We start from the raw sequence: 21,408 nt of genomic DNA on the forward strand, positions 1-21,408 counted from the left end.
CCGTAAAACATTCGGAGAAACCAGTGCTTTTGTCTCTCAAGGGAACCACCCCACCCGCCATCCTGGCGCTCGCAGACGGCACGGTCTATATTGGCAATTCCATCGGAGCTCCCGGCTCCACCGTCGGTGAGGTGGTGTTCAACACCTCCATGACCGGTTACCAAGAGATCCTCACGGATCCCAGCTATTGCCAGCAGATCGTCACGCTCACCTATCCCCACATTGGCAACTACGGCATCAACCCCGAGGACGTCGAGTCCCACAAGGTGTTTGCCGCCGGTCTGATCATCAAGGACCTGCCGCTGGTGGCCAGCAACTTCCGCAGCACCCAGACGCTGACCGAATATTTGGTCGCTGAAGGCACCGTGGCCATTGCCAACCTCGACACCCGTCAGCTGACCCGCCAGCTGCGCACCCAGGGCGCGCAGAACGGTTGCATCCTGGCGCTGGCGCCAGGTGAGTCCATCACCAAGGACGCCATCGACAAGGCCGTGGCCGCCGCCAAGGGCGCGCCCAGCATGGCCGGCCTGGACCTCGCCAAAGTGGTGTCCAGCAAGGCCAGCTATAGCTGGACGGAAGCCGAATGGACACTGGGCCAAGGCTACGGCCAGCAAACGGCACCCAAATTCCATGTGGTCGCCTATGACTTTGGTGTGAAGAAAAATATCCTGCGCATGTTGGCTGAGCGCGGCTGCAAGGTGACTGTGGTGCCTGCGCAGACTTCGGCCGCCGAAGTCCTCAAGCACCAGCCTGATGGCGTGTTTCTGTCCAACGGCCCAGGTGACCCAGAGCCTTGTGACTACGCCATTGCTGCGGCCAAGGAGCTGATCGAAACCGGCACGCCCACGTTTGGTATCTGCCTGGGCCACCAGATCATGGCCTTGGCCAGCGGTGCCAAGACCTTCAAGATGAAGTTCGGCCACCACGGTGCCAACCACCCGGTCAAGGATCTGGACAGCGGCCGCGTCTCCATTACCAGCCAGAACCACGGTTTTGCGGTGGACGAGAAGACTTTGCCGGTCAACCTGCGCCCCACGCACATCAGCCTGTTTGACAACACGCTGCAGGGCCTGGAGCGCACCGACAAGCCAGCCTTCTGCTTCCAGGGGCACCCCGAAGCCTCGCCCGGCCCGCATGACATCGGGTACCTGTTTGACCGCTTCATCGGTCTGATGGAAAAGAAGGCAGGGTAAGTAGCCATGAGCTTCTACGGTGTCACCGACCTCTGGACCTATGTGATTGGCGCCATCGGCATCATTTTGCTGCCCGGCCCTAACTCGCTGTATGTCCTGTCGGTGGCCACCGTGCGGGGCGTCAAGGCGGGCTACCAAGGGGCGTGCGGCGTGTTTCTGGGCGACACCATTTTGCTCTTGCTCACCGCGCTGGGCGCTGCCAGTTTGCTGCGCACCTACCCAGCCCTGTTCATGGTGGTGAAGTACGCAGGAGCAGCCTACCTGACCTGGGTGGGCGTGAACCTGTTGATCGCTGCGTTCAAGAAGTGGCGTAGCGCCGATGTGGCAGATCTGTCTGTGCAGTCAGCGGTAGGCGAGGCGGCTTCCAATATGCAGCAGCCCTTCCAGCGCGCACTGGTCATCAGCCTGCTCAACCCCAAGGCCATCTTGTTCCTGCTCTCGTTCTTTGTGCAGTTCATTGATCCGAGCTACGAGACACCTGCAATCCCCTTCCTGATCCTGGGCTCCATCATCATGGTGTTCAGCGCGCTGTACCTGTCAGCCTTGATCTTTGCCGGCGCCCGTCTGGCGCAAGGCTTTGGCCGTCGCAAGCGACTGTCTGCCAGCCTCTCCAGTGCCGTGGGCGGCCTGTTCATGTGGTTTGGCGCCAAGCTGGCCACGGCCAGTCTGAATTAATTTGAAAAGTAAAGAGCACCGAAATGCCAAAACGTACCGACATCAAAAGCATTCTCATCATCGGCGCCGGCCCCATCATCATTGGCCAAGCCTGCGAGTTCGACTACTCCGGCGTGCAAGCGTGCAAGGCATTGCGTGAAGAGGGCTACAAGGTCATCCTGATCAACAGCAACCCTGCCACCATCATGACCGACCCGGCCACGGCCGACGTCACCTACATTGAGCCCATCACTTGGCAGACGGTCGAGAAGATCATCGCCAAGGAAAAGCCCGACGCCATCTTGCCCACCATGGGCGGCCAGACCGCGCTGAACTGCGCGCTGGACCTGTGGCACCACGGCGTGCTGGACAAATACAAGGTCGAACTGATCGGCGCCACACCCGAAGCCATCGACAAAGCCGAGGACCGCCTGAAGTTCAAAGATGCCATGACCAAGATCGGTCTGGGCTCTGCGCGCTCGGGCATTGCCCATAGCATGGAAGAGGCTTGGGGCGTGCAGAAGACCGTAGGCTTCCCGACTGTGATCCGCCCCAGCTTCACGCTGGGTGGCACGGGCGGTGGCATTGCCTACAACTCTGAAGAGTTTGAGACCATCTGCAAGCGCGGTCTGGAGGCTTCGCCCACCAATGAGCTGCTGATTGAAGAGTCGCTCTTGGGCTGGAAAGAGTACGAAATGGAAGTGGTGCGCGACAAGGCGGACAACTGCATCATCGTCTGCTCGATCGAGAACCTGGACCCCATGGGCGTGCACACGGGGGACTCCATTACCGTGGCACCCGCGCAGACCTTGACTGACAAGGAATACCAGATTCTGCGCAACGCCTCTTTGGCTGTGTTGCGCGAAATTGGCGTCGACACGGGCGGATCGAACGTGCAGTTCTCCATCAACCCCAAGGACGGCCGCATGGTCGTCATTGAAATGAATCCGCGTGTGTCGCGTTCGTCTGCGCTGGCCTCCAAGGCTACCGGTTTCCCCATTGCCAAGGTCGCAGCCAAGCTGGCCGTGGGCTTCACGCTGGACGAGCTGCGTAACGACATCACTGGTGGTGCCACGCCCGCATCGTTCGAGCCCAGCATCGACTACGTGGTCACCAAGATCCCGCGTTTCGCGTTTGAGAAATTCCCAGCAGCCGACAGTCGCCTGACTACCCAGATGAAGTCCGTGGGCGAGGTGATGGCTATGGGCCGTACCTTCCAGGAGTCTTTCCAGAAAGCCCTGCGCGGCCTGGAAGTGGGCGTGGATGGCATGAACGAAAAAACCCAGGACCGCGAAGTCCTGGAAAAAGAGCTGGGCGAGCCCGGCCCCGAGCGCATCTGGTATGTGGGTGACGCATTCGCCCAAGGCATGAGCGTGGACGAAGTGTTTGCGCTGACCAAGATCGACCCTTGGTTCCTGGTGCAGATCGAACAAATCGTGAAGCTGGAGTTGGAAATCGAGCGCCTGCCCCAGCCTGCCAGCGGCTCGGCCTTGGATAAGATCGATGCGCCCACTTTGCGCGCCTTGAAGCAAAAAGGTTTCTCGGACCGCCGCTTGGCGCGCCAGTTCAAGACCACCGACAAGGCTGTGCGCGAAAAGCGTCGTGCCCTGGGTGTGCGCCCCGTATACAAGCGCGTGGACACCTGCGCGGCCGAGTTCGCTACCAACACCGCGTATATGTATTCCACTTACGAGGCCGAAGGCTCCGAGTGCGAAGCTGCGCCGACCGACAAAAAGAAGATCATGGTGCTGGGTGGTGGCCCCAACCGTATCGGCCAGGGTATCGAGTTTGACTACTGCTGCGTGCACGCCGCGCTGGCTATGCGTGAAGACGGGTACGAGACCATCATGGTCAACTGCAATCCCGAAACCGTATCCACCGACTACGACACGTCCGACCGCCTGTATTTCGAGCCGCTGACGCTGGAAGACGTGCTGGAAATCGTGGACAAGGAAAAGCCGGTCGGTGTGATCGTGCAATACGGCGGCCAGACGCCCCTGAAGCTCGCGCTTGACCTGGAAGCCAATGGCGTACCCATCATCGGCACCACGCCCGACATGATCGACGCCGCCGAAGACCGCGAGCGCTTCCAAAAGCTGCTGCACGAACTCAAGCTGCGCCAGCCACCCAACGCCACGGCCCGTACCGAGCCCGAAGCACTGGAAAAAGCTGCAGCCCTGGGTTACCCCTTGGTGGTGCGCCCCAGCTATGTGCTGGGCGGCCGTGCCATGGAAATCGTGCACGAGCAGCGCGATCTGGAACGCTACATGCGTGAAGCCGTGAAGGTGAGCAACGACAGCCCCGTGCTGCTGGACCGGTTTCTGAACGATGCCATCGAGTGCGATGTGGACTGCATCCGCGACAGCTCCGGTGCCACCTTCATTGGCGGCGTGATGGAGCACATCGAGCAAGCCGGTGTGCACAGCGGTGACTCTGCCTGCTCGCTGCCGCCATATAGCCTGGCCGCCGACACAGTGGCCGAGATCAAACGCCAGACTAAAGCCATGGCCGGTGCCCTGAATGTGGTCGGCCTGATGAACGTCCAGTTTGCGATCCAGAATGTGGATGGCAAAGACGTGATCTATGTGCTGGAGGTGAACCCCCGCGCCAGCCGCACCGTGCCCTTTGTGTCCAAGGCCACCGGCATCCAGTTGGCCAAGGTGGCCGCACGCTGCATGGCGGGCCAGACCCTTGCCAGCCAGGGCATTACCAAGGAAGTGACACCGCCGTACTTCAGCGTGAAGGAAGCGGTGTTCCCCTTCGTGAAGTTCCCCGGCGTTGACACCATCCTTGGGCCGGAAATGAAGTCCACCGGTGAAGTGATGGGCGTGGGCAAGACATTCGGCGAAGCCTTTGTGAAGAGCCAGCTCGGTGCCGGTGCCAAATTGCCCCGCGGCGGCAAGGCCTTCATTTCCGTCAAACAAGCCGACAAGCCGCGCGCCGTGGAAGTAGCACGCAAGCTGGCCGCCATGGGCTTCGAGATTGTGGCCACCAAGGGCACTGCCTCTGCCATCACCGCTGCAGGTGTGGCCTGCGGCGTGGTGAACAAGGTGGCAGAAGGCCGCCCGCACATCGTGGACATGATCAAGAACGAAGAGATCTCCATGGTGGTGAACACGGTGGAGGAGCGCCGCAATGCGATTGCGGACTCGCGCCAGATCCGTACCTCGGCTTTGCTAGCCCGCGTGACGACCTACACGACCATCGCCGGTGCCGAAGCCGCGGTGGAGGGTATGAAGTACCTGGACAGCCTGGGTGTGATCTCGGTGCAGGAGATGCACGCAGAACTTCAGGCCTGAAGCGTCTTTTTTAACGCCGGGCCGTCCCAAGCTAAAACGCGGCTCCCTTTTGGGGGCAGCGACCCGCGTAGCGGTGGAGCGTGGGGGCCTAATAACTTGGCATAATCCTGCCAACTGCATGGGACAGTGCCGCGCGCAAGCGCCGCACTGTCCTTGTACTTTGAGGCCCCCAATACCGAGTTAGAGACACCATGGCAACTTATCCCATCACCAAGCGCGGTGCAGAAATGCTCAAAGCCGAGCTGCACAAACTCAAGACCGTGGAGCGTCCCTCCGTCATCCAAGCCATTGCCGAAGCGCGCGCCCAGGGTGACCTGAGTGAAAACGCCGACTACGACGCGGCCAAAGAGCGCCAGGGCTTTATCGAAGGCCGCATCCAGGAAGTGGAGGGCAAGCTGTCCGCCGCCCAGGTGATCGATCCTTCTGCGATTCAGGCCGACGGTCGCGTGGTGTTCGGTGCCACGGTGGAGCTGGAAGACGAAGACAGCGGCCAACAGGTCAAATACCAGATCGTGGGCGAGGACGAGGCTGATCTCAAGCAGGGCCTGATCAACATCAGCAGTCCGATCGCCCGTGCCCTGATTGGAAAAGAAGTAGGCGACACCGCCGTGGTCCAAGCGCCCGGTGGTGAGCGAGCCTACGAAGTGGTCGCCGTCCACTACATCTGATGCGCCAACTTCCCCTTTGGCTGGCTGCGGCCTGGGCCATGAGCCTGACGGTGGTGGGGCTGATGGTGGTGCCGATGCTGTTCGTGCACCTGCCCACGCCTGCGATGGCCGGTCAGATGGCGGCTAAATTGTTCGCTGCGCAAACCTGGGTCTCGGTCGTATGCGGTGCTCTGTTGCTCATGACTTTTAGGTCAAATCAACCTCTAATGCCCGTGAATACTGCGCAAGCAGCTACTCTTTTTGTAGTTGCCGGAGTGCTGCTGGCCTTGCTGGTGGAGCTGGCAGTGGCGCCACGCATCGTGGCACGTGACAACCTGGCACTCTGGCACAAAGCGGGCAGCGCTATGTACTTCACCCAGTGGGTGTGTGCATTGGTTGTGTTTGCTAAGTTGGCAGCGGCGGCCACCAAAGCATCGCACACTGCGCCCGAATCGGCATAAAAAAACCGGAGCGCTTGGCTCCGGTTGTCAGTTCTTTCAGGCCCCGATCAGGTCTGGCTGCGTTTCTTTAAACTGGTTTTTGGCTTGGGTTTGGCACGTTTGACGTTGCCGCCCGGTGTCAGGCGCTGGTTGCCCAGCACGCGCAAGGTTTTCACTTCGGGGCGCTGGCCGGGGCGGCCGAATTTCAGCACCTTGAAGTCACGGGGACCGGGCTTGCGGTCCTCGTCGATGACTTTTTCCTTCTCGGGTTGGGGGCGCCACAGCACCAGCAGCTTGCCGATGTGCTGGATGGGCGCTGCGTTGAGCTCATCCGCGAGGGTCTTGAACATCTCTTCACGGGCCGTGCGGTCGTCCGAAAACACGCGCACCTTGATCAGGCCGTGGGCATTGAGAGCCGCATCGATTTCTTTTTTGACGTTGGCCGTCAGGCCGTCGCCACCGACCATGACCACGGGGTCCAGATGGTGGGCGTCAGCGCGGTGATCCTTGCGCTGGGCGGGAGTTAGTTGTATTTGGGGCATGTGGGTATTATCGACGCAATGAATACGCAGAGCAAAAGCAGCAAGCCGGATAACAAGGCCGGCAACAAAAAGGTCAACAAGGCCTGGTTGCACGACCACATCAATGATCCCTACGTGAAGCTGGCCAACAAGGAGGGTTACCGTGCCCGCGCCGCCTACAAGCTCAAGGAGATCGACGAGACCCTGCACCTGGTCAAGCCGGGGCAGCTGGTGGTGGATTTGGGTTGTACGCCCGGCGCCTGGAGCCAGTACCTGCGCCGCCGCATGTCGCCCCAAGGGGCGGCGGTGGGCGATCTGAACGGAACCATCATCGGCTTGGATTTATTGCCCATGGAGCCGATTGAGGGCGTGACTTTCATTCAAGGCGATTTTCGTGAGGCCGACACGCTGGCCCTATTGGAGACAGCATTGGGTGGTAAACAGGCGGATCTGGTGGTGTCGGACATGGCGCCCAATCTGTCGGGGATTTCTTCGGCGGATGCTGCCCGGGTGGAATACCTGATCGAGCTCGCCATCGAGTTTGCCCAAAACCACATGAAACCCCAGGGCGCCCTGGTGGCCAAGGTGTTCCATGGCAGCAGCTACAACGCCGTGGTGCAGCGCTTCAAGCAGGCGTTTGTGACCGTCAAACCCCTCAAACCCAAGGCTTCGCGCGACCGTTCGTCCGAAACTTTTCTGGTGGGCCTGGGCCTCAAGCCGGTCTGAGCATTTGTCCGTCAATTCCCATGCTGTTTCTGAGGCCGTACGGCCGGAAATAAGCGCTTTCATCGCTTGAAACGCCTAAAATGGGTCCCAAGTACGCAAGGTTCGTTTACTTGCGCCAGTATTGGAGCTTCGCTTGAATAATCAGTGGTTTTCTAAAATTGCAGTGTGGTTGGTGGTGGCCTTGGTGCTGTTCACCGTGTTCAAGCAATTTGACACGCGTGCGGCGGCATCGGGCACGGTCAGCTACTCCGAGTTCCTGGACATGGTCAACAATGGCAGCATCAAGAGCGCCATGATCCCCGATGGCGCTGGCGGCGGCGAGATCACGGCGATCACGACCGATGACCGACGCATCAAGACCAACGCAACCTACCTGGACCGTGGCCTGGTCGGCGATCTGCGCAACAACAACGTCAAGTTCGACACCAAACCCCGCGAAGAAGGCTCCCTGCTCATGACCTTGCTGGTCAGCTGGGGCCCCATGCTGCTGCTGATCGGCGTGTGGGTGTACTTCATGCGCCAAATGCAAGGCGGCGGCAAGGGCGGGGCATTCAGCTTCGGCAAGAGCAAAGCCCGCTTGCTGGACGAAAACACCAATACCGTGACCTTTGCCGACGTGGCCGGTTGCGATGAGGCCAAAGAAGAGGTCAAGGAAGTCGTGGACTTCTTGAAGGATCCCTCCAAGTTCCAGAAGCTGGGCGGCCGCATTCCGCGTGGTCTGCTGCTGGTCGGCCCTCCCGGTACCGGCAAAACGCTGTTGGCCAAATCCATCGCGGGTGAAGCCAAGGTGCCTTTCTTCAGCATCTCGGGGTCCGATTTCGTGGAAATGTTTGTCGGCGTGGGCGCCTCCCGCGTGCGCGACATGTTCGAGAACGCCAAGAAGAACGCGCCCTGCATCATCTTCATCGACGAAATTGACGCCGTGGGCCGCCAACGTGGCGCAGGCTTGGGCGGTGGCAATGACGAACGCGAGCAGACACTCAACCAGATGCTGGTGGAGATGGACGGCTTTGAGACCAACGTTGGCGTGATCGTGGTTGCTGCCACCAACCGTCCTGACATTCTGGACGCTGCGTTGTTGCGCCCCGGCCGTTTTGACCGCCAAGTCTATGTCACGCTACCCGATATCCGTGGCCGCGAACAGATCCTGAACGTGCACATGCGCAAGGTGCCGCTGGGCCAAGACGTGAGCGCCATGACCATTGCCCGCGGTACGCCCGGCATGAGCGGTGCTGATTTGGCCAACCTCTGCAACGAAGCGGCCCTGATGGCGGCTCGCCGTAACGCGCGCCTGGTCGAAATGCAGGACTTCGAGAAGGCCAAGGACAAGATCATCATGGGCCCTGAGCGCAAGACCATGGTCATGCCCGAAGAGGAGCGCAAGAATACGGCCTACCACGAGTCCGGCCACGCGCTGATCGGCAAGCTGCTGCCCAAGTGCGACCCGGTGCACAAGGTCACCATCATTCCGCGTGGCCGTGCCCTGGGCGTGACCATGAGCTTGCCTGCGCAAGACCGCTACAGCTACGACAGCGAATTCATGCTGAACCAGATCAGCATGCTGTTTGGTGGCCGTATTGCCGAAGAAGTGTTCATGAACCAGATGACCACCGGCGCCAGCAACGACTTTGAACGTGCCACCTCCATCGCGCGCGACATGGTGACCCGCTACGGCATGACCGATGCGCTGGGCCCCATGGTCTACGCCGAAAACGAGGGTGAAGTGTTCCTGGGACGCAGTGTGACCAAAACCACCAGCATGAGCGAACAGACCATGCAAAAGGTGGATTCGGAAGTGCGCCGCATCATCGACCAGCAATACGCCTTGGCGCGCAAGCTGATCGAAGAAAACAGCGACAAGATGCACGCCATGGCCAAGGCCTTGCTGGATTGGGAAACCATCGACGGTGAGCAGCTCGATGACATCATGGCTGGCCGTGAGCCACGTCCACCCAAGGACTGGACACCCCGCACACCCAACAACGGTGGTGGCGGCAGCGGTGGCGCCCCGGCTGTAGCGTCTGACCCCGCACCCACAGCAGCCTGATTAGTCTGCACTGACATCCACAGGGCCTTCGGGCCCTGTGTTCGTTTTGGGGCTTTGTCTCCTGAGGTACCCCTTCGGCAACACCGATAATCCTCCCCATGCACTGGCAAACCTCCCGTTTCGACATCGATCTCCGAACTCCCAAGGTGATGGGCATCGTCAATGTCACGCCCGACTCATTTTCGGATGGCGGGCAGTACGCGGCGCGCGACTCGGCCCAGGCCCACTGCGATCGTCTTCTGAAGGATGGTGCCGATATTCTGGACATTGGTGGCGAGTCCACCCGACCCGGTGCGCCGCCGGTCACGCAGGAGGAAGAGTTGGCGCGTGTGCTCCCGGTAATCCGCCATGCTGTGACGCTGGGGGTTCCCGTCTCCGTGGATACCTACAAACCTGCAGTCATGCAGGCCGCACTGGATTTGGGGGCGGACATCGTCAATGACGTTTGGGCCCTGCGCTGGCGCGACGGGCAGGGCGGCCCCTCGGGCGAGTCCGTGGTGGCGGGGCACCCGCGCTGCGGTGTTTGCCTGATGCACATGCACCGCGATCCGCAGACCATGCAAGTGGCCCCGATGGAGGGCGATGTGGTGCCCCAAGTGCTATCTTTTTTGGAGCTGCTTGCGCAGCGTTTAAAAGGGCTGGGGGTCCATTCTTCGCGCATTTGCCTGGATCCTGGCATTGGTTTTGGCAAGACGGTACAACAAAATTTCTCGTTGCTCGCTCGGCAAGCCCAGGCTGTACCTGCGGGTTATGCGGTGCTGGCGGGTTGGTCCCGCAAATCGTCATTGGCAGCGGTGACGCAAACTTCGCTGAGCAATGCGGCCAGCATGGATGTGGACCAACGCCGTGCACCCAGCATTACGGCTGCAGTGCTGGCAGTGCAAAACGGTGCGAATGTGGTGCGCGTGCACGATGTGCGCGACACTGTGGCTGCCATGAAGGTTTTGGCCGCCATGCAAGCTGTGGCCTGAAGCGCCGTCATCTACACAAACAACAACACTACAGGAACTCAAAAATGGGACGACAGTATTTCGGTACCGATGGCATTCGCGGTACCGTGGGGCAGGCCCCCATCACCCCCGACTTTGTGCTGCGTCTGGCGCATGCCGTGGGCCATGTGCTCAAGGAAACCGAGGCGCGCCCCACGGTGCTGATCGGCAAGGACACGCGCATCTCGGGCTATATGCTTGAAAGTGCGCTGGAGAGTGGCTTCAATTCCGCGGGCGTGGATGTGGTGCTGCTGGGCCCGCTGCCTACACCGGGCGTGGCCTACCTGACGCGCGCGCAGAGGGCCTCGCTGGGCGTGGTCATTAGCGCTAGTCACAACCCCTTCGCGGACAACGGTATCAAGTTCTTCAGCGCCAAAGGCAGCAAGCTGCCCGACGCCTGGGAGCTGGCGGTGGAAGCCGAGTTGGAGAAACCACCGGTGTGGGTGGACTCCGCCAGCTTGGGCAAGAGCCGCCGCTTGGATGACGCAGCGGGTCGTTACATCGAGTTTTGCAAGAGCACCTTTGCCAATGATTTGACCCTCAAGGGTTTGAAGATTGTGGTGGATGCAGCCCACGGCGCGGCGTACCACATCGCGCCCAAGGTGTTCCACGAGTTGGGTGCTGAAGTGATCGCCATTGGCTGCTCCCCCGATGGCCTGAACATCAACAAGGGGGTGGGCGCCACCCACCCCGAGGCGCTGGTGGCGGCCGTGAAAGAACACAAAGCCGACTTTGGCGTCGCCCTGGATGGCGACGCCGACCGTCTGCAACTGGTGGACGCGGACGGCCGCCTCTACAACGGCGACGAGCTGTTGTACCTGATGGCGGACGACCGCTTGGGCCGCGACGAGCATGTGCCCGGTGTTGTGGGCACACTCATGACCAATATGGCGGTGGAAGTGGCGCTCAAAGCCCGCGGTGTGCAGTTTGTGCGCGCGAAGGTGGGTGACCGTTATGTGCTGGAGGAGCTGGAAAAGCATAAGTGGATCTTGGGTGGCGAGGGCTCAGGCCACCTGCTGGCGCTGGACAAGCACACCACGGGTGACGGCCTGGTGTCGGCCCTGCAGGTGCTGCAGGCCTGTGTGCGCAGCGGCAAGACCATGGCGCAGCTGCTGGGAGGCGTAACGCTGTTTCCGCAAACCCTCATCAACGTGCGCCTGACTCCTGGCCAGGACTGGAAGAGCAACGCCCGCATGGCCGAGGAAACCAAGGCCGCAGAAGCTGCCCTGGGAAACACCGGCCGCGTGCTGATCCGTGCCAGCGGCACCGAACCCTTGGTGCGTGTGATGGTGGAAGCGCGCGATGCCGCACAAGCCCAAAGCTGCGCCCAGCGCATTGCCGACACCCTGAAAGTGTGAACCCGATGACGAATGTGATCCGTGTAGTCCGTGCCGACTACGCCAACCCCGTGTATGCCGCCGCGCTGGTGATGCTGTTGGACGCTTATGCCAGCGACCCCATGGGTGGTGGCGAAGGCCTGAGCGACTTTGCCAAGGCCAACCTGGTGCCTTCGCTGGCTGCGCGCCCGCAGGCCTTCAGCGTGCTGGCCTTTGCGTCGGCAGACGACAGCGTACCCGTGGGCCTGATCAACTGCATCGAAGGCTTCTCCACCTTCGCCTGCAAGCCGCTGGTGAATGTGCATGACGTGGCGGTGCTGCCCGGCTACCGTGGCCAGCGCATTGGCGAGAAGATGCTTGCGCTGGTGGAGCAGATCGCTTTGGAGCGCGGCGCCTGCAAGCTGACGCTGGAAGTGCTGTCGGGCAACGGCGGCGCGGTCAAGCTGTACGAGCGTGTGGGTTTTGCCTACTACGAACTGGATCCGGCCATGGGGCAGGCCGGGTTTATGCAGAAGTGGCTGGCTTGAAAGGTCTATTTTTAAGCATTTTAGGCCTCTAGCGCCCGTGGATATTGCGCAAGAAGCTCCTATTTTGATAGCGAAGTCAGCGCGCTAAGCGCTGCTATGCCCACCGGCCGCTCGGCCAGCCACGGCACCAGGTAGGTGTTGCGGGACAGTCCGTTGGCAATTCGTTCCATTTGTTTTTGTTCACCCGCCAGCCGCGCGGCCAGCAGCGGGTCATGCGTGCCAGCAGCAGCCATGCTTTTGTTGATGACCCAGGCGAAGGGCTCTATCTTGGCGCGGCGCAGGTCGTCCTGCAGCGCGGCTGCTTGCGACACGGGCGTGACCTCGGGCAGCGTGACCAGCACGATGCGGGTGTGTTGTGGGTCTTGCAGGCGCATCAGCGGCGTGACCAGACGTCCTGGATTGGCCTCGCCATATTCGCGCAGCATCTGGCGGTGGTAGGCGCCAGTAGCGTCCATCAGCAGCAGGCTGTGGCCGGTGGGCGCGGTGTCCAGCACCACAAAGGCGCTGCGCGCCTCACTCACGATGCGCGAAAACGCGTGGAACACCGCCACCTCTTCGGTACAGGGCGATTGCAGGTCTTCGTGCAACAGCGCGATGCCCGCCGCGTCCAGGTCTGGCGATTTGGCGGCCATCACCTTGGCGATGTATTTCTCGGTCTCCGCCTTGGGGTCGATGCGGTCGACCTTGAGGCCGGGCAGGCTGCCGTCCACGGTCACGCGCAGGTGGTCTGCCGGGTCGGTGGTGCTCAGGTGCACCGAATGGCCGCGCTGTACCAGCCCTGCGGCAATGGCCGCGGCCACCGTGGTTTTCCCCACGCCGCCTTTGCCCATCACCATGATGAGTCCGCGCCCCGGTGCGGCGAGTGCGTCGGTCAGTGCGGTCAGCGTGTGGGTTGCGTCGGCCAGCGGGGTAGGCGCGGAGGAAGTTGCTGGTGACATGTTGTCAGGTGTTTGCAGCAGCGCGCGCAGCGCAGGCAAGCCCACCGTGTCAAACGCGCGCAGCGGAATCTGGTCTTGCGGCAGCGCCTGCAAGTGGGCCGGCATGGCCGCCAGTGCCTGTGTGCCCAAGGCTTCAAATGCGGTGGCCACTGCATCGTCAGCCATGCTGGCATGGAACACACCGTTGATGGCCAGCCGCTGGTTGTGCAGGCCCAAGTCTTGAAGCTCCAGCGAGGTGCGGGCCGCCTCCTTAATCGCACCCACGTCGGGCCGAGTGACCAACACGACCGTGGTCTGCGCTGCGTCGCTCAAGGTCTGCAAGGCCTGGGCAAACCGGGCCTCCTGCATCTTGAGGCCGGAGTGCGGCCCGAGGCACGAAGCGCCGCGGTCGTTGCCCTCCAGAAAACCGGTCCATGCTTTGGGCAGGCTCAAGAGGCGCAGCGTGTGGCCGGTGGGCGCGGTGTCAAACACCACGTGGTCAAAGCCCGCCGCATCGCCGCTCAGCAGGTTGGCAAACTCGTCAAACGCGGCAATTTCGGTGGTGCAGGCGCCCGATAACTGCTCCAGCACCTGGCTGCGGTCCGCCTCCGTGCTGGTCGGGTCCATTTGGGCCAACACGCGAGCGCGGTAACTCTGGGCGGCATTGTCGGGATCGATGTTGAGTACCGACAAGCCGGGCACACCGGGCACCGGCACCGCGGTGTTGGCCAGGGTGATGCCCAGCATCTCGTCCAGGTTGGAGGCAGCGTCGGTGCTCACCAGCAGCACTTGCTTGCCACCGTCGGCCAGCGCAATGGCGCAGGCGGTGGACAGTGAGGTTTTGCCCACGCCGCCCTTGCCGGTGAAGAACAGATGGCGTGTGGGGTGGTCTAACAGTTGGAGCTGTGGCACGGTAAACGTTCCTCTAGTGCGGGTGGGACGGGCGCGTCTGGCACCCACATGACCGGGGCAAAACCGCCGCCCTCGGTGCGGAAGTTGGTGGTCTGCCCGCTGTAGGTGCGGGCGGCTAGCAACTGAACCTTGCCGGCGTAGGTGTAGGCACGCAGGTCAAACTTGAGTTCGGTGGCTGCATCACCCACTTGTATTGCACGCAGTGGCGGGGGCACCAGCGCTTGTGCGATGTAGTCACCTTGTTGGATTTGTTCCCACACTTTTTTGGTGAGTTTGTCGCCGCGGTACACCGCCCGTGCGCCAAAGCCGTCCAGTGGTTTGAAGAACAGCTGTTTGCGTTGTTCCCAGAGCGCTGCGGCGTTGTCGACACTGACGCGTTCGCAGGCAGGCACTGTGGCCAGCAGGGTCTGCTGGTCCGCTGGCGGGACGCCCAAGGCCTGCAGCGTTGCCGCCTGACCCAGTGTGACCAGATGTTGCTTGTTCGCGCGCAAGGCATGGGCGCGTGGGTGCGGCGAGACTGCCACCACATCTTTTTCGTAGGCCTGCGCCAGTGCCGCGTGTATTGGTTCCGACAGGTCAAAATCGGTCAGGCGGTTGTAAACGAGGTCCAGCGCCAGTGCACCGCTGTAGAGCACGCCGTCGCGCAGTTGCAGATTGCTAGGGTCGGCCACCACGGCCTGGATGCCATGGCGCTGGAACAGCTCGGCAAACAGCGCGAACTCGGGCGCAAGGTACTGGCTCTGGGGTGCTTCGTCCACGATGGCAATGCTGCGCAAAGCGCGAGGTGCCTGCCCGCGCGCGCGGTTGAACAAGTCCCACTCGGCTTGGAACATGGCCACAAACTCGTCTTCCAGCGTGGCCATGTTGCGGTAGGCATTGAGGGCCGGGTTCATGAGCCCGCAACACACGGCTTGCGCGCGCAGCAGCACCGCGTTGAGCATGGCTCCGCCTGCATTGGTGTTGATCTCAATCAGCTGCGGACCTTGCGGCGTGATGTGGAAGTCGTAACCCATGAACACGCCCAAGGGCCCATGGTCTGCCTGTGCCAGCGCGCTGGCACCTGGCAGCACCTGCTGGGCCCAGGCGGGCAGGGACAAGGTGCGCTCTAGCGCCGCCACCGCTGCCTGCACGGCTTGCACCGTAGCCTGCGAGGCAAATACGGCTGTGTTGGAGAACAGGTGCGGATGGGTGACTGCCAGCGTGTCCGCCACATCGCGCAGGCCCGCATCTCGGCCCAGTTCGCGCTGCAGCTGCGCTGCATCCAGCGTCTGGCAGCGGCAGCCGTGGTTCAGTGCATCTGCCAGAGCCGTGGGTGTGTGTTGCATGGGTTGAGGGGGCTTGTTGCTACAGGCTACGCTGATTGACCCGTTTCGTCAGTTGCTCAGCACTCTCTTTGCGCTCCGAGTAGCGGTCTACCAAGTAGTCCGATGCGTCACGGGTGAGCAGGGTGAACTTCATCAGTTCTTCCATCACATCGACCACGCGGTCAAAGTAGGCAGAAGGCTTCATGCGGTCATCGTCGCCGAACTCCATGAAGGCCTTGGCCACGGAGCTTTGGTTGGGGATGGTGACCATGCGCATCCAGCGGCCCAGCACACGCATCTGGTTGACTGCGTTAAAGCTTTGCGAGCCGCCGCTCACCTGCATCACCGCCAGCGTCTTGCCCTGGGTGGGGCGCACCGCACCGCTGTTGAGCGGAATCCAGTCAATTTGCGCTTTCATGATGCCGGTCATGGCGCCATGCCGCTCGGGCGAGGTCCAGACCATGCCTTCGGACCACTGCACCAGTTCGCGCAGCTCTTGCACTTTGGGGTGGGTGTCGGGCGCGTCGTCGGGCAGGGGCAGGCCGCTGGGGTTGAAGATGCGAGTCTCCGCCCCCATGGCTTGCAGCAGGCGGGCGGCTTCTTCGGTCAGCAGCCGGCTGAAGGACCGGGGGCGCAGCGAGCCGTAAAGCAGCGCTATGCGCGGCGCGTGGGTGGACGGCGCCGGGCGCAGTGCGGCAGCATCCGGCAGGCGGAAGTGCGCGGCCTCCAACTGGGGCAGGTTGCTTTGCAACTCAGACATGCAATCAGACACGTTGGCCTTTGTCGTTCACCACTGCTTCGCCGTCTTCTTTGGTGAAGGCGGCTTGCTGGGCCTGGGGCAGGATGTCCAGCACCAGCTCGGACGGGCGGCACAGGCGGGTGCCCAAGGGTGTTTCCACCACGGGGCGGTTGATCAGGATGGGGTGGGCCAGCATGAAGTCCAGCAGCTCGTCGTCGGTCCACTTCTCGTTCGCCAAATCCAGCTCGGCGTAAGGCGTGCCTTTTTCGCGCAGCAGGGGGCGGGGGCCGGTGCCCATGGCGGTCAGCAACTCTTGCAGGCGGGCCTTGGTGGGTGGGGTTTTGAGGTATTCAATGATCGTGGGCTCCACGCCGCTATTACGGATCATGGCCAGGGTGTTGCGCGAGGTGCCGCAGGCAGGGTTGTGGAAGATGGTGATGGTCATACAAAGGTCTTCTTGGGGGAGAGCGCGTTAGCCAAGGCTACGCCGAGGAATGCGCCTATGGTTTGCGCCAGCACAAAGCCCGGCGCACTGGCCGGCGCAATGCCTGCAAAGGTGTCGCTGAACATGCGGCCCATGACAGCCGCGGGGTTGGCAAACGAGGTACTGGCGGTGAACCAGTAGGCCGCGCCGATGTAGCAGGCCACCAAGGCGCTGGCTTTGCCTTCAGGTGCACGCAGGATGGTGAACAACAGGCCGCCGGTGGCCACGGCTTCTGCCACCCACTGGCCCCAGCCGGTGAACTGGCCTGCAGCATCCCAGCCGCCGCGCATGTTTTGGCTGAAGTGCAGCAAGGGCAGCTCAAACATGGCGTTGGCCAGGGCAGCACCTGTCACTGCGCCGGAGAGTTGTGCTGCTATAAAAAGAGTAGCTGCTTGCGCAGTATTGGTGGGTGCTAGCTGCCCTTTTGACCACATAACCAGGGTGACCAGCGGGTTGAAGTGCGCGCCACTGATGGGGCCCAGGCTTTCAATCAGTACATACAGCGCAAACACCGTAGCCAGCGTGTTGGCCAGCAGGGCGATGCCATCGTTGCCACCGCTGATGCGTTGCGCCATGATGCCGGAGCCTATGACGGCGCAGAGCAGGGCGGCGGTGCCGACGAACTCCGAGAGCAGTTGCTGTGTGAGGCGCCTGGGCGGCAGAGCGTTCTGCTCCGTGTCCTCCGCCCGCTGCGCGGGCTCCCCCTTAACCTGCGCAGAACGCTCTGCCGCCCAGGCTTCTGGGGGGGCGCTATTGGTCGATGCCATCTTCGTCGATTCGCTCATGCTTTCGCCAAGTCTTTCGCGGTTTGTTGGATGGCCATGGCTTCGAGCTTGTCGGCGGGCAGGTTGACCAGCAAGTCCAAGCGGCGGCGGATGGCGTGCAGGGTGTTTTTGAAGGCTTCGGCTTTTTCTGCGTCCGTGCCGTCACCGGCAGACGGGTCGGCATACCCCCAGTGGGCGGTGGCGGGTTTGCCGGGCCAGAAGGGGCAGACTTCGCCGGCAGCGTTGTCACAGACGGTGATGATCAGGTCCATGTGGGGTGCGTCGGGCAGGGCGAACTCGTCCCAGCTTTTGCTGCGCAAGCCTTCGATGCTGATGCCGGCATTGCGCAGGGTTTGCAGGCCGATGGCGTTGGGCTGCTGGTTCTCGCGTGGGCTGCTCCCAGCGGAGAAGCCCTTGAAACGGCCGCCACCGATGTGGTTGAGCGTGGCCTCGGCCAAGATGCTGCGGGCCGAGTTGTGGGTGCACAAGAAGAGAACGTTGAGTGGTGATGAGGACATGGGGGCTCCTGGGTTGACGGGGAAAATGGGATATTTGCTATGAATTCAGTAGCTGCTTGCGCATAATCCAAAAGGTCTAGAAGCCAAATTGGCTTGTAAATGCAGAGTGGGCTAACAGCTGGCGCAACCCGCCGGGCTGTCGCTCACCTCGCAGCTTTCGCCCTGGCAGCAGTGCATGGTCATATAGGCCAGCAGGCCATTCATCTGGGCAAAGTTGGCGCGGTAAATCAGGTTGCGTCCGCGCTGCTCAATGTCTACCAAGCCGCTGTGGGCCAGTTCCTTGAGATGGAACGACAGCGCGCTAGGCGCGCTGTCCAGCTGCTGGGCTAGCGTGCCCGGTGTTAAGCCTTCGGGGCCCGCCACCACCAGGGCCTTGAAGGCACGCAGGCGTTGGGCCTGGGCCAGGGCGGTCAGGGCCTTCAGGGCTTGGGTTTCGTTGAAGGTGTTGCTGTTCATATTTCAATAATACTTGAAATATTGAAATGAAAACCTGATGCTGGGGTGTGTCACAAAAACTTCACGCCGCTGCCACAGATGGGTCACAGGGGCTCCCCACACTTCCCGGTCAGTGCAATCACGCTTGAAGGAAGGGGACAAGAATGCCAACAACATCCGCCGCTGCCGTGCCAACACTGGCCGCACCCACACTGCACCCGATTGCGGTGCAAACCACCAGCCCATTGCAGGCAGCGCCCGCGCGCAACGGCATTGAAGTGTCGTGGGCCCGCCACCAGGACGAAGTGCGCGCCGCCCAGCGCCTGCGCTTTGACGTGTTTGCCGGTGAAATGGGCGCCCGCCTGAACACCCCGATTGCAGGCCACGACGTGGACCTGTTCGACAACTACTGCGAGCACCTGATCGTGCGCGACCAGGCCAGTGGCCAGGTGGTGGGCACCTACCGCGTGCTCACACCCACCCAGGCCAAGCGCGTGGGCAGTTTCTACAGCGACACCGAATTCGACCTGACCCGCCTGCGCAGCATGCGCGAGCGCATGGTGGAACTGGGCCGCAGCTGCGTGCACCCGGACCACCGCCACGGCGGCGTCATCATGGCGTTGTGGGGGGCATTGGCTGAGTTCATGGTGCGCAACCAGTTGGACACCATGATTGGCTGCGCCAGCATTCCCATGCTGCACAACGGCGTGGTGGGTGGCGATGTGGCGGCCAGCATCTGGCGCCAGGTGGAAGCTACCCACTTGGCTCCCATCGAATACCACGTGCGTCCCCGTCTGCCGCTGCCGATTGAGCAGCTCGACAGCACATTGGACGTGGAGCCGCCGGCGCTCATCAAGGGCTACCTGCGCCTGGGCGCCAAGGTGCTGGGCGCGCCGGCCTGGGACCCGGATTTCAATTCGGCCGACCTGCCGATGCTCATGCGCATCGCCGATCTGCCTTCCCGTTACCGCAAGCACTTCCTGGGGGCCTGATGCGCACCGCCTTCGACGCTCTGGGAGCCAACTGGCAGGGTTTGGCGCCAGGCGCCGAAGCCGATGACGACGAGGTGGGCCACCGCCGCTACCGCGCGGTGTTTGTCTCCGACATCCACCTGGGTACCGCAGGCTGCCAGGCCAAACCACTGCTTGACTTTCTGAAACACCACCCCAGCGACCACCTGTACCTGGTGGGCGACATCGTGGACGGCTGGCAGCTGCGCCGCCGCTGGTTCTGGCCGCAGGCCCACAACGACGTGGTGCAGAAGCTGCTGCGCCGCGCCCGCAAGGGCTGCCGCGTGGTCTACATCCCCGGCAACCACGACGAGTTTGCCCGGGCCTTTGTGGGCCACCAGTTTGGCGGCATCGAGGTGTATGAGGACACGGTCCACACCACGGCCGACGGCCGCACGCTGTGGGTGACGCACGGTGACTACTTTGACGGCGTGATCCAGTGCGCCAAGTGGCTGGCCTACCTGGGCGACAGCGCCTACGAGTTCACGCTCAAGCTCAACCGCTACCTCAACACCCTGCGCGCCCGCATGGGCTTGCCGTACTGGTCACTCTCGGCATACCTCAAGCACAAGGTCAAGAAGGCGCTCAACTACGTCACCGACTTCGAGAAGGCGGTCGCCCACGAAGCTCGCCGCCGGGGCCACGACGGCGTGGTGTGTGGCCATATCCACCACGCCGAGATGCGAACCATTGACGGCACGCTCTATTGCAATGACGGCGACTGGGTGGAGAGTCGAACCGCGCTGGTGGAGCACCTGGACGGCCAGCTCGAACTCATTTACTGGGCGGGCACACCCACCCCGCCGGCCACCGCCGTGGCCACCCCCCATTTGCAGGAAACCCACGCATGAAACTCGCCCTTATTACCGACGCATGGCAGCCCCAGGTCAACGGCGTGGTCACCACCCTGGCGGAGCTGGTGCGTGAACTCGAAGGCCTGGGCCATGTGGTGGAGGTGATTCACCCCGGCCTGTTCAAGACCCGGCCTTGCCCCGGTTATGCGGGTATCGATCTGGCTGTGCGACCGGGCAAAGCTTTGGCGCAGATGCTGGACGCCTGCACGCCCGATGCGATTCACCTGGCTACCGAAGGCCCGCTGGGCTGGGCTGGACGCAGTTACTGTCGCAAGCGCAAGCTGGCCTTCACCACGGCATACCACACGCGTTTTCCCGAGATCCTGCAGGCTGCGCTCAAAATTCCACTGTGGATGGGGTACGCGCTGTTTCGTCATTTTCACAAGCCATCGTCGGGTGTGATGGTGCCCACGCCCAGCGTGCTGCGCATGCTGGACGCGCAGGGTTTCCGCAAGCTGCGCAGCTGGACACACGGTGTGGACGTGCAGCTCTTCCCCTATCAGGAGGAGCCGCGTGTGTACGCCCCACTGGGATTGTTGGCGCGGCCAGTGTCACTGTTTGTGGGGCGTGTCTCGTACGAGAAGAACATCGACGCCTTTCTGCAGATGGATGTGCCCGGCACCAAGATCGTCTGTGGCGTGGGGCCGCTGGAAGCGGACCTGAAGGCACGCTACCCCCATGTGCGCTGGCTGGGCGTGCTGCCCCGCGACGAGCTGGCCAAGGTCTATGCGGCGGCAGATGTGTTTGTCATGCCCAGCCGGTCCGAAACCTTTGGCTTGGTGATGCTGGAGGCCATGGCCTGCGGCACGCCCGTGGCCGCCTACCCGGTGGAGGGGCCCAATGAAGTGGTGGGCATTCCGGCGCAGGGCGGGGTGCTGCAGGAAGACTTGACACAGGCTTGGTACGGCGCGCTATCCGTGCCGCGGCATGAGGCGCGGGCCCGGGCCCTGCACTTTGGCTGGGCCTATGCCGCGCTGCTGTTCGCGGGGCACTTGGTCCAGACACGTACTGCGCCAGCCAGCACCGTACGGGGGGCGAATGATGTCACATCACTGTCATCTTAGGCGTCAACAATTCTTCACCATAGTGTC

21 protein-coding genes are annotated in these 21,408 nt (G+C 62.2%); 13 read left to right on the forward strand and 8 right to left on the reverse strand.

Annotated elements, in window-relative coordinates; genetic code table 11:
- The first annotated feature begins 23 nt into the window (after nucleotides 1–23).
- The 5 genes from carA (at nucleotide 24) to CHU94_RS11865 (ending at nucleotide 6,254) form a co-directional block, all read left to right on the forward strand.
- Nucleotides 24–1,193 (forward strand): glutamine-hydrolyzing carbamoyl-phosphate synthase small subunit, encoded by a 1,170-nt coding sequence (gene carA, locus CHU94_RS11845; RefSeq protein WP_094480074.1) that lies wholly within the window; start codon nucleotides 24–26, stop codon nucleotides 1,191–1,193.
- Nucleotides 1,194–1,199: 6 nt separating this feature from the next.
- Complete coding sequence (leuE, locus tag CHU94_RS11850) at nucleotides 1,200–1,868, forward strand: leucine efflux protein LeuE (protein ID WP_094480076.1); 669 nt, start codon at nucleotides 1,200–1,202, stop codon at nucleotides 1,866–1,868.
- A 23-nt stretch (nucleotides 1,869–1,891) separates the two neighbouring features.
- Nucleotides 1,892–5,146, forward strand: a complete 3,255-nt coding sequence (gene carB, locus CHU94_RS11855; protein ID WP_094480078.1) for a carbamoyl-phosphate synthase large subunit — start codon at nucleotides 1,892–1,894, stop codon at nucleotides 5,144–5,146.
- A gap of 191 nt (nucleotides 5,147–5,337) precedes the next feature.
- Nucleotides 5,338–5,814: a transcription elongation factor GreA gene (greA, locus tag CHU94_RS11860; RefSeq protein WP_094480080.1), complete on the forward strand. Its 477-nt coding sequence runs from the start codon at nucleotides 5,338–5,340 to the stop codon at nucleotides 5,812–5,814.
- Entirely contained in the window at nucleotides 5,814–6,254 is a 441-nt protein-coding gene (locus CHU94_RS11865; protein WP_094480082.1) for a DUF4149 domain-containing protein, read from the forward strand. The genes greA and CHU94_RS11865 overlap by 1 nt, the downstream gene beginning before the upstream one ends.
- Nucleotides 6,255–6,301: 47 nt before the next feature.
- On the opposite strand, the gene CHU94_RS11870 is transcribed toward CHU94_RS11865, so the two are convergent.
- A complete protein-coding gene (locus tag CHU94_RS11870; RefSeq protein ID WP_094480084.1) occupies nucleotides 6,302–6,775 on the reverse strand; it encodes a YhbY family RNA-binding protein in 474 nt (157 codons plus the stop codon).
- Between the two features lie 18 nt (nucleotides 6,776–6,793).
- Here CHU94_RS11870 and CHU94_RS11875 point away from each other — a divergent pair, with 18 nt between their 5' ends.
- From CHU94_RS11875 to CHU94_RS11895, 5 genes are all read left to right on the forward strand, one after another.
- Nucleotides 6,794–7,480, forward strand: a complete 687-nt coding sequence (locus CHU94_RS11875; RefSeq protein ID WP_094480086.1) for an RlmE family RNA methyltransferase — start codon at nucleotides 6,794–6,796, stop codon at nucleotides 7,478–7,480.
- A gap of 133 nt (nucleotides 7,481–7,613) precedes the next feature.
- Nucleotides 7,614–9,527 (forward strand): ATP-dependent zinc metalloprotease FtsH, encoded by a 1,914-nt coding sequence (gene ftsH / locus CHU94_RS11880; RefSeq protein WP_094480088.1) that lies wholly within the window; start codon nucleotides 7,614–7,616, stop codon nucleotides 9,525–9,527.
- A gap of 98 nt (nucleotides 9,528–9,625) precedes the next feature.
- A complete protein-coding gene (folP, locus tag CHU94_RS11885; protein ID WP_094480090.1) occupies nucleotides 9,626–10,498 on the forward strand; it encodes a dihydropteroate synthase in 873 nt (290 codons plus the stop codon).
- A gap of 44 nt (nucleotides 10,499–10,542) precedes the next feature.
- Nucleotides 10,543–11,874: a phosphoglucosamine mutase gene (gene glmM / locus CHU94_RS11890; protein WP_094480092.1), complete on the forward strand. Its 1,332-nt coding sequence runs from the start codon at nucleotides 10,543–10,545 to the stop codon at nucleotides 11,872–11,874.
- A gap of 5 nt (nucleotides 11,875–11,879) precedes the next feature.
- Nucleotides 11,880–12,380 (forward strand): N-acetyltransferase, encoded by a 501-nt coding sequence (locus CHU94_RS11895; protein ID WP_094480094.1) that lies wholly within the window; start codon nucleotides 11,880–11,882, stop codon nucleotides 12,378–12,380.
- 59 nt (nucleotides 12,381–12,439) lie between these two features.
- Here CHU94_RS11895 and arsA read toward each other — a convergent pair whose 3' ends face one another.
- The 7 genes from arsA to CHU94_RS11930 form a co-directional block, all read right to left on the reverse strand.
- Nucleotides 12,440–14,209, reverse strand: coding sequence for an arsenical pump-driving ATPase (arsA, locus tag CHU94_RS11900; RefSeq protein ID WP_094480096.1), 1,770 nt, complete (start codon nucleotides 14,207–14,209; stop codon nucleotides 12,440–12,442).
- The gene (locus tag CHU94_RS11905; RefSeq protein WP_094480098.1) at nucleotides 14,188–15,534 is read right to left on the reverse strand and encodes a hypothetical protein; all 1,347 of its coding nucleotides are present in this window, start codon (nucleotides 15,532–15,534) and stop codon (nucleotides 14,188–14,190) included. Before CHU94_RS11905 ends, arsA begins: the two co-directional genes overlap by 22 nt.
- A 19-nt stretch (nucleotides 15,535–15,553) precedes the next feature.
- Entirely contained in the window at nucleotides 15,554–16,273 is a 720-nt protein-coding gene (arsH, locus tag CHU94_RS11910) for an arsenical resistance protein ArsH (RefSeq protein ID WP_094480100.1), read from the reverse strand.
- A 4-nt stretch (nucleotides 16,274–16,277) separates the two neighbouring features.
- Nucleotides 16,278–16,697 carry an arsenate reductase (glutaredoxin) gene (gene arsC / locus CHU94_RS11915; RefSeq protein ID WP_094480102.1) on the reverse strand — a complete coding sequence of 140 codons (420 nt, stop codon included), beginning with the start codon at nucleotides 16,695–16,697 and terminating at the stop codon, nucleotides 16,278–16,280.
- Nucleotides 16,694–17,521, reverse strand: a complete 828-nt coding sequence (locus CHU94_RS11920) for an MIP/aquaporin family protein (protein ID WP_255033931.1) — start codon at nucleotides 17,519–17,521, stop codon at nucleotides 16,694–16,696. Before CHU94_RS11920 ends, arsC begins: the two co-directional genes overlap by 4 nt.
- Entirely contained in the window at nucleotides 17,518–18,018 is a 501-nt protein-coding gene (locus tag CHU94_RS11925) for an arsenate reductase ArsC (protein WP_094480106.1), read from the reverse strand. The genes CHU94_RS11920 and CHU94_RS11925 overlap by 4 nt, the downstream gene beginning before the upstream one ends.
- 111 nt (nucleotides 18,019–18,129) lie before the next feature.
- Entirely contained in the window at nucleotides 18,130–18,474 is a 345-nt protein-coding gene (locus CHU94_RS11930) for a helix-turn-helix transcriptional regulator (RefSeq protein ID WP_094480108.1), read from the reverse strand.
- A 143-nt stretch (nucleotides 18,475–18,617) separates the two neighbouring features.
- Between CHU94_RS11930 and CHU94_RS11935 the strand changes: the two genes are divergently transcribed.
- Genes CHU94_RS11935 through CHU94_RS11945 form a run of 3 tightly spaced genes read left to right on the forward strand, consistent with a single transcriptional unit; the run spans nucleotide 18,618 to nucleotide 21,381 of the window.
- Nucleotides 18,618–19,445 carry a GNAT family N-acetyltransferase gene (locus CHU94_RS11935; protein ID WP_094480110.1) on the forward strand — a complete coding sequence of 276 codons (828 nt, stop codon included), beginning with the start codon at nucleotides 18,618–18,620 and terminating at the stop codon, nucleotides 19,443–19,445.
- The gene (locus tag CHU94_RS11940; protein WP_094480112.1) at nucleotides 19,445–20,314 is read left to right on the forward strand and encodes a UDP-2,3-diacylglucosamine diphosphatase; all 870 of its coding nucleotides are present in this window, start codon (nucleotides 19,445–19,447) and stop codon (nucleotides 20,312–20,314) included. Before CHU94_RS11935 ends, CHU94_RS11940 begins: the two co-directional genes overlap by 1 nt.
- Complete coding sequence (locus CHU94_RS11945; protein ID WP_094480114.1) at nucleotides 20,311–21,381, forward strand: glycosyltransferase family 1 protein; 1,071 nt, start codon at nucleotides 20,311–20,313, stop codon at nucleotides 21,379–21,381. The genes CHU94_RS11940 and CHU94_RS11945 overlap by 4 nt, the downstream gene beginning before the upstream one ends.
- The last annotated feature ends 27 nt before the right edge of the window (nucleotides 21,382–21,408 follow it).

It is taken from the genome of Rhodoferax sp. TH121 (assembly GCF_002251855.1).
Classification (GTDB): Bacteria; Pseudomonadota; Gammaproteobacteria; order Burkholderiales; family Burkholderiaceae_C; genus Allorhodoferax.

Excerpts from the sequence above, each read along its gene's own strand:
- leuE (WP_094480076.1), top strand. The coding sequence starts at position 1,200 with ATGAGCTTCTACGGTGTCACCGACCTCTGGACCTATGTGATTGGCGCC.
- carB (WP_094480078.1), top strand. The coding sequence starts at position 1,892 with ATGCCAAAACGTACCGACATCAAAAGCATTCTCATCATCGGCGCCGGC.
- greA (WP_094480080.1), top strand. The coding sequence starts at position 5,338 with ATGGCAACTTATCCCATCACCAAGCGCGGTGCAGAAATGCTCAAAGCC.
- CHU94_RS11865 (WP_094480082.1), top strand. The coding sequence starts at position 5,814 with ATGCGCCAACTTCCCCTTTGGCTGGCTGCGGCCTGGGCCATGAGCCTG.
- CHU94_RS11870 (WP_094480084.1), bottom strand. The coding sequence starts at position 6,775 with ATGCCCCAAATACAACTAACTCCCGCCCAGCGCAAGGATCACCGCGCT.
- CHU94_RS11875 (WP_094480086.1), top strand. The coding sequence starts at position 6,794 with ATGAATACGCAGAGCAAAAGCAGCAAGCCGGATAACAAGGCCGGCAAC.
- folP (WP_094480090.1), top strand. The coding sequence starts at position 9,626 with ATGCACTGGCAAACCTCCCGTTTCGACATCGATCTCCGAACTCCCAAG.
- glmM (WP_094480092.1), top strand. The coding sequence starts at position 10,543 with ATGGGACGACAGTATTTCGGTACCGATGGCATTCGCGGTACCGTGGGG.
- CHU94_RS11895 (WP_094480094.1), top strand. The coding sequence starts at position 11,880 with ATGACGAATGTGATCCGTGTAGTCCGTGCCGACTACGCCAACCCCGTG.
- CHU94_RS11905 (WP_094480098.1), bottom strand. The coding sequence starts at position 15,534 with ATGCAACACACACCCACGGCTCTGGCAGATGCACTGAACCACGGCTGC.
- arsH (WP_094480100.1), bottom strand. The coding sequence starts at position 16,273 with ATGTCTGAGTTGCAAAGCAACCTGCCCCAGTTGGAGGCCGCGCACTTC.
- arsC (WP_094480102.1), bottom strand. The coding sequence starts at position 16,697 with ATGACCATCACCATCTTCCACAACCCTGCCTGCGGCACCTCGCGCAAC.
- CHU94_RS11920 (WP_255033931.1), bottom strand. The coding sequence starts at position 17,521 with ATGAGCGAATCGACGAAGATGGCATCGACCAATAGCGCCCCCCCAGAA.
- CHU94_RS11925 (WP_094480106.1), bottom strand. The coding sequence starts at position 18,018 with ATGTCCTCATCACCACTCAACGTTCTCTTCTTGTGCACCCACAACTCG.
- CHU94_RS11930 (WP_094480108.1), bottom strand. The coding sequence starts at position 18,474 with ATGAACAGCAACACCTTCAACGAAACCCAAGCCCTGAAGGCCCTGACC.
- CHU94_RS11935 (WP_094480110.1), top strand. The coding sequence starts at position 18,618 with ATGCCAACAACATCCGCCGCTGCCGTGCCAACACTGGCCGCACCCACA.
- CHU94_RS11940 (WP_094480112.1), top strand. The coding sequence starts at position 19,445 with ATGCGCACCGCCTTCGACGCTCTGGGAGCCAACTGGCAGGGTTTGGCG.
- CHU94_RS11945 (WP_094480114.1), top strand. The coding sequence starts at position 20,311 with ATGAAACTCGCCCTTATTACCGACGCATGGCAGCCCCAGGTCAACGGC.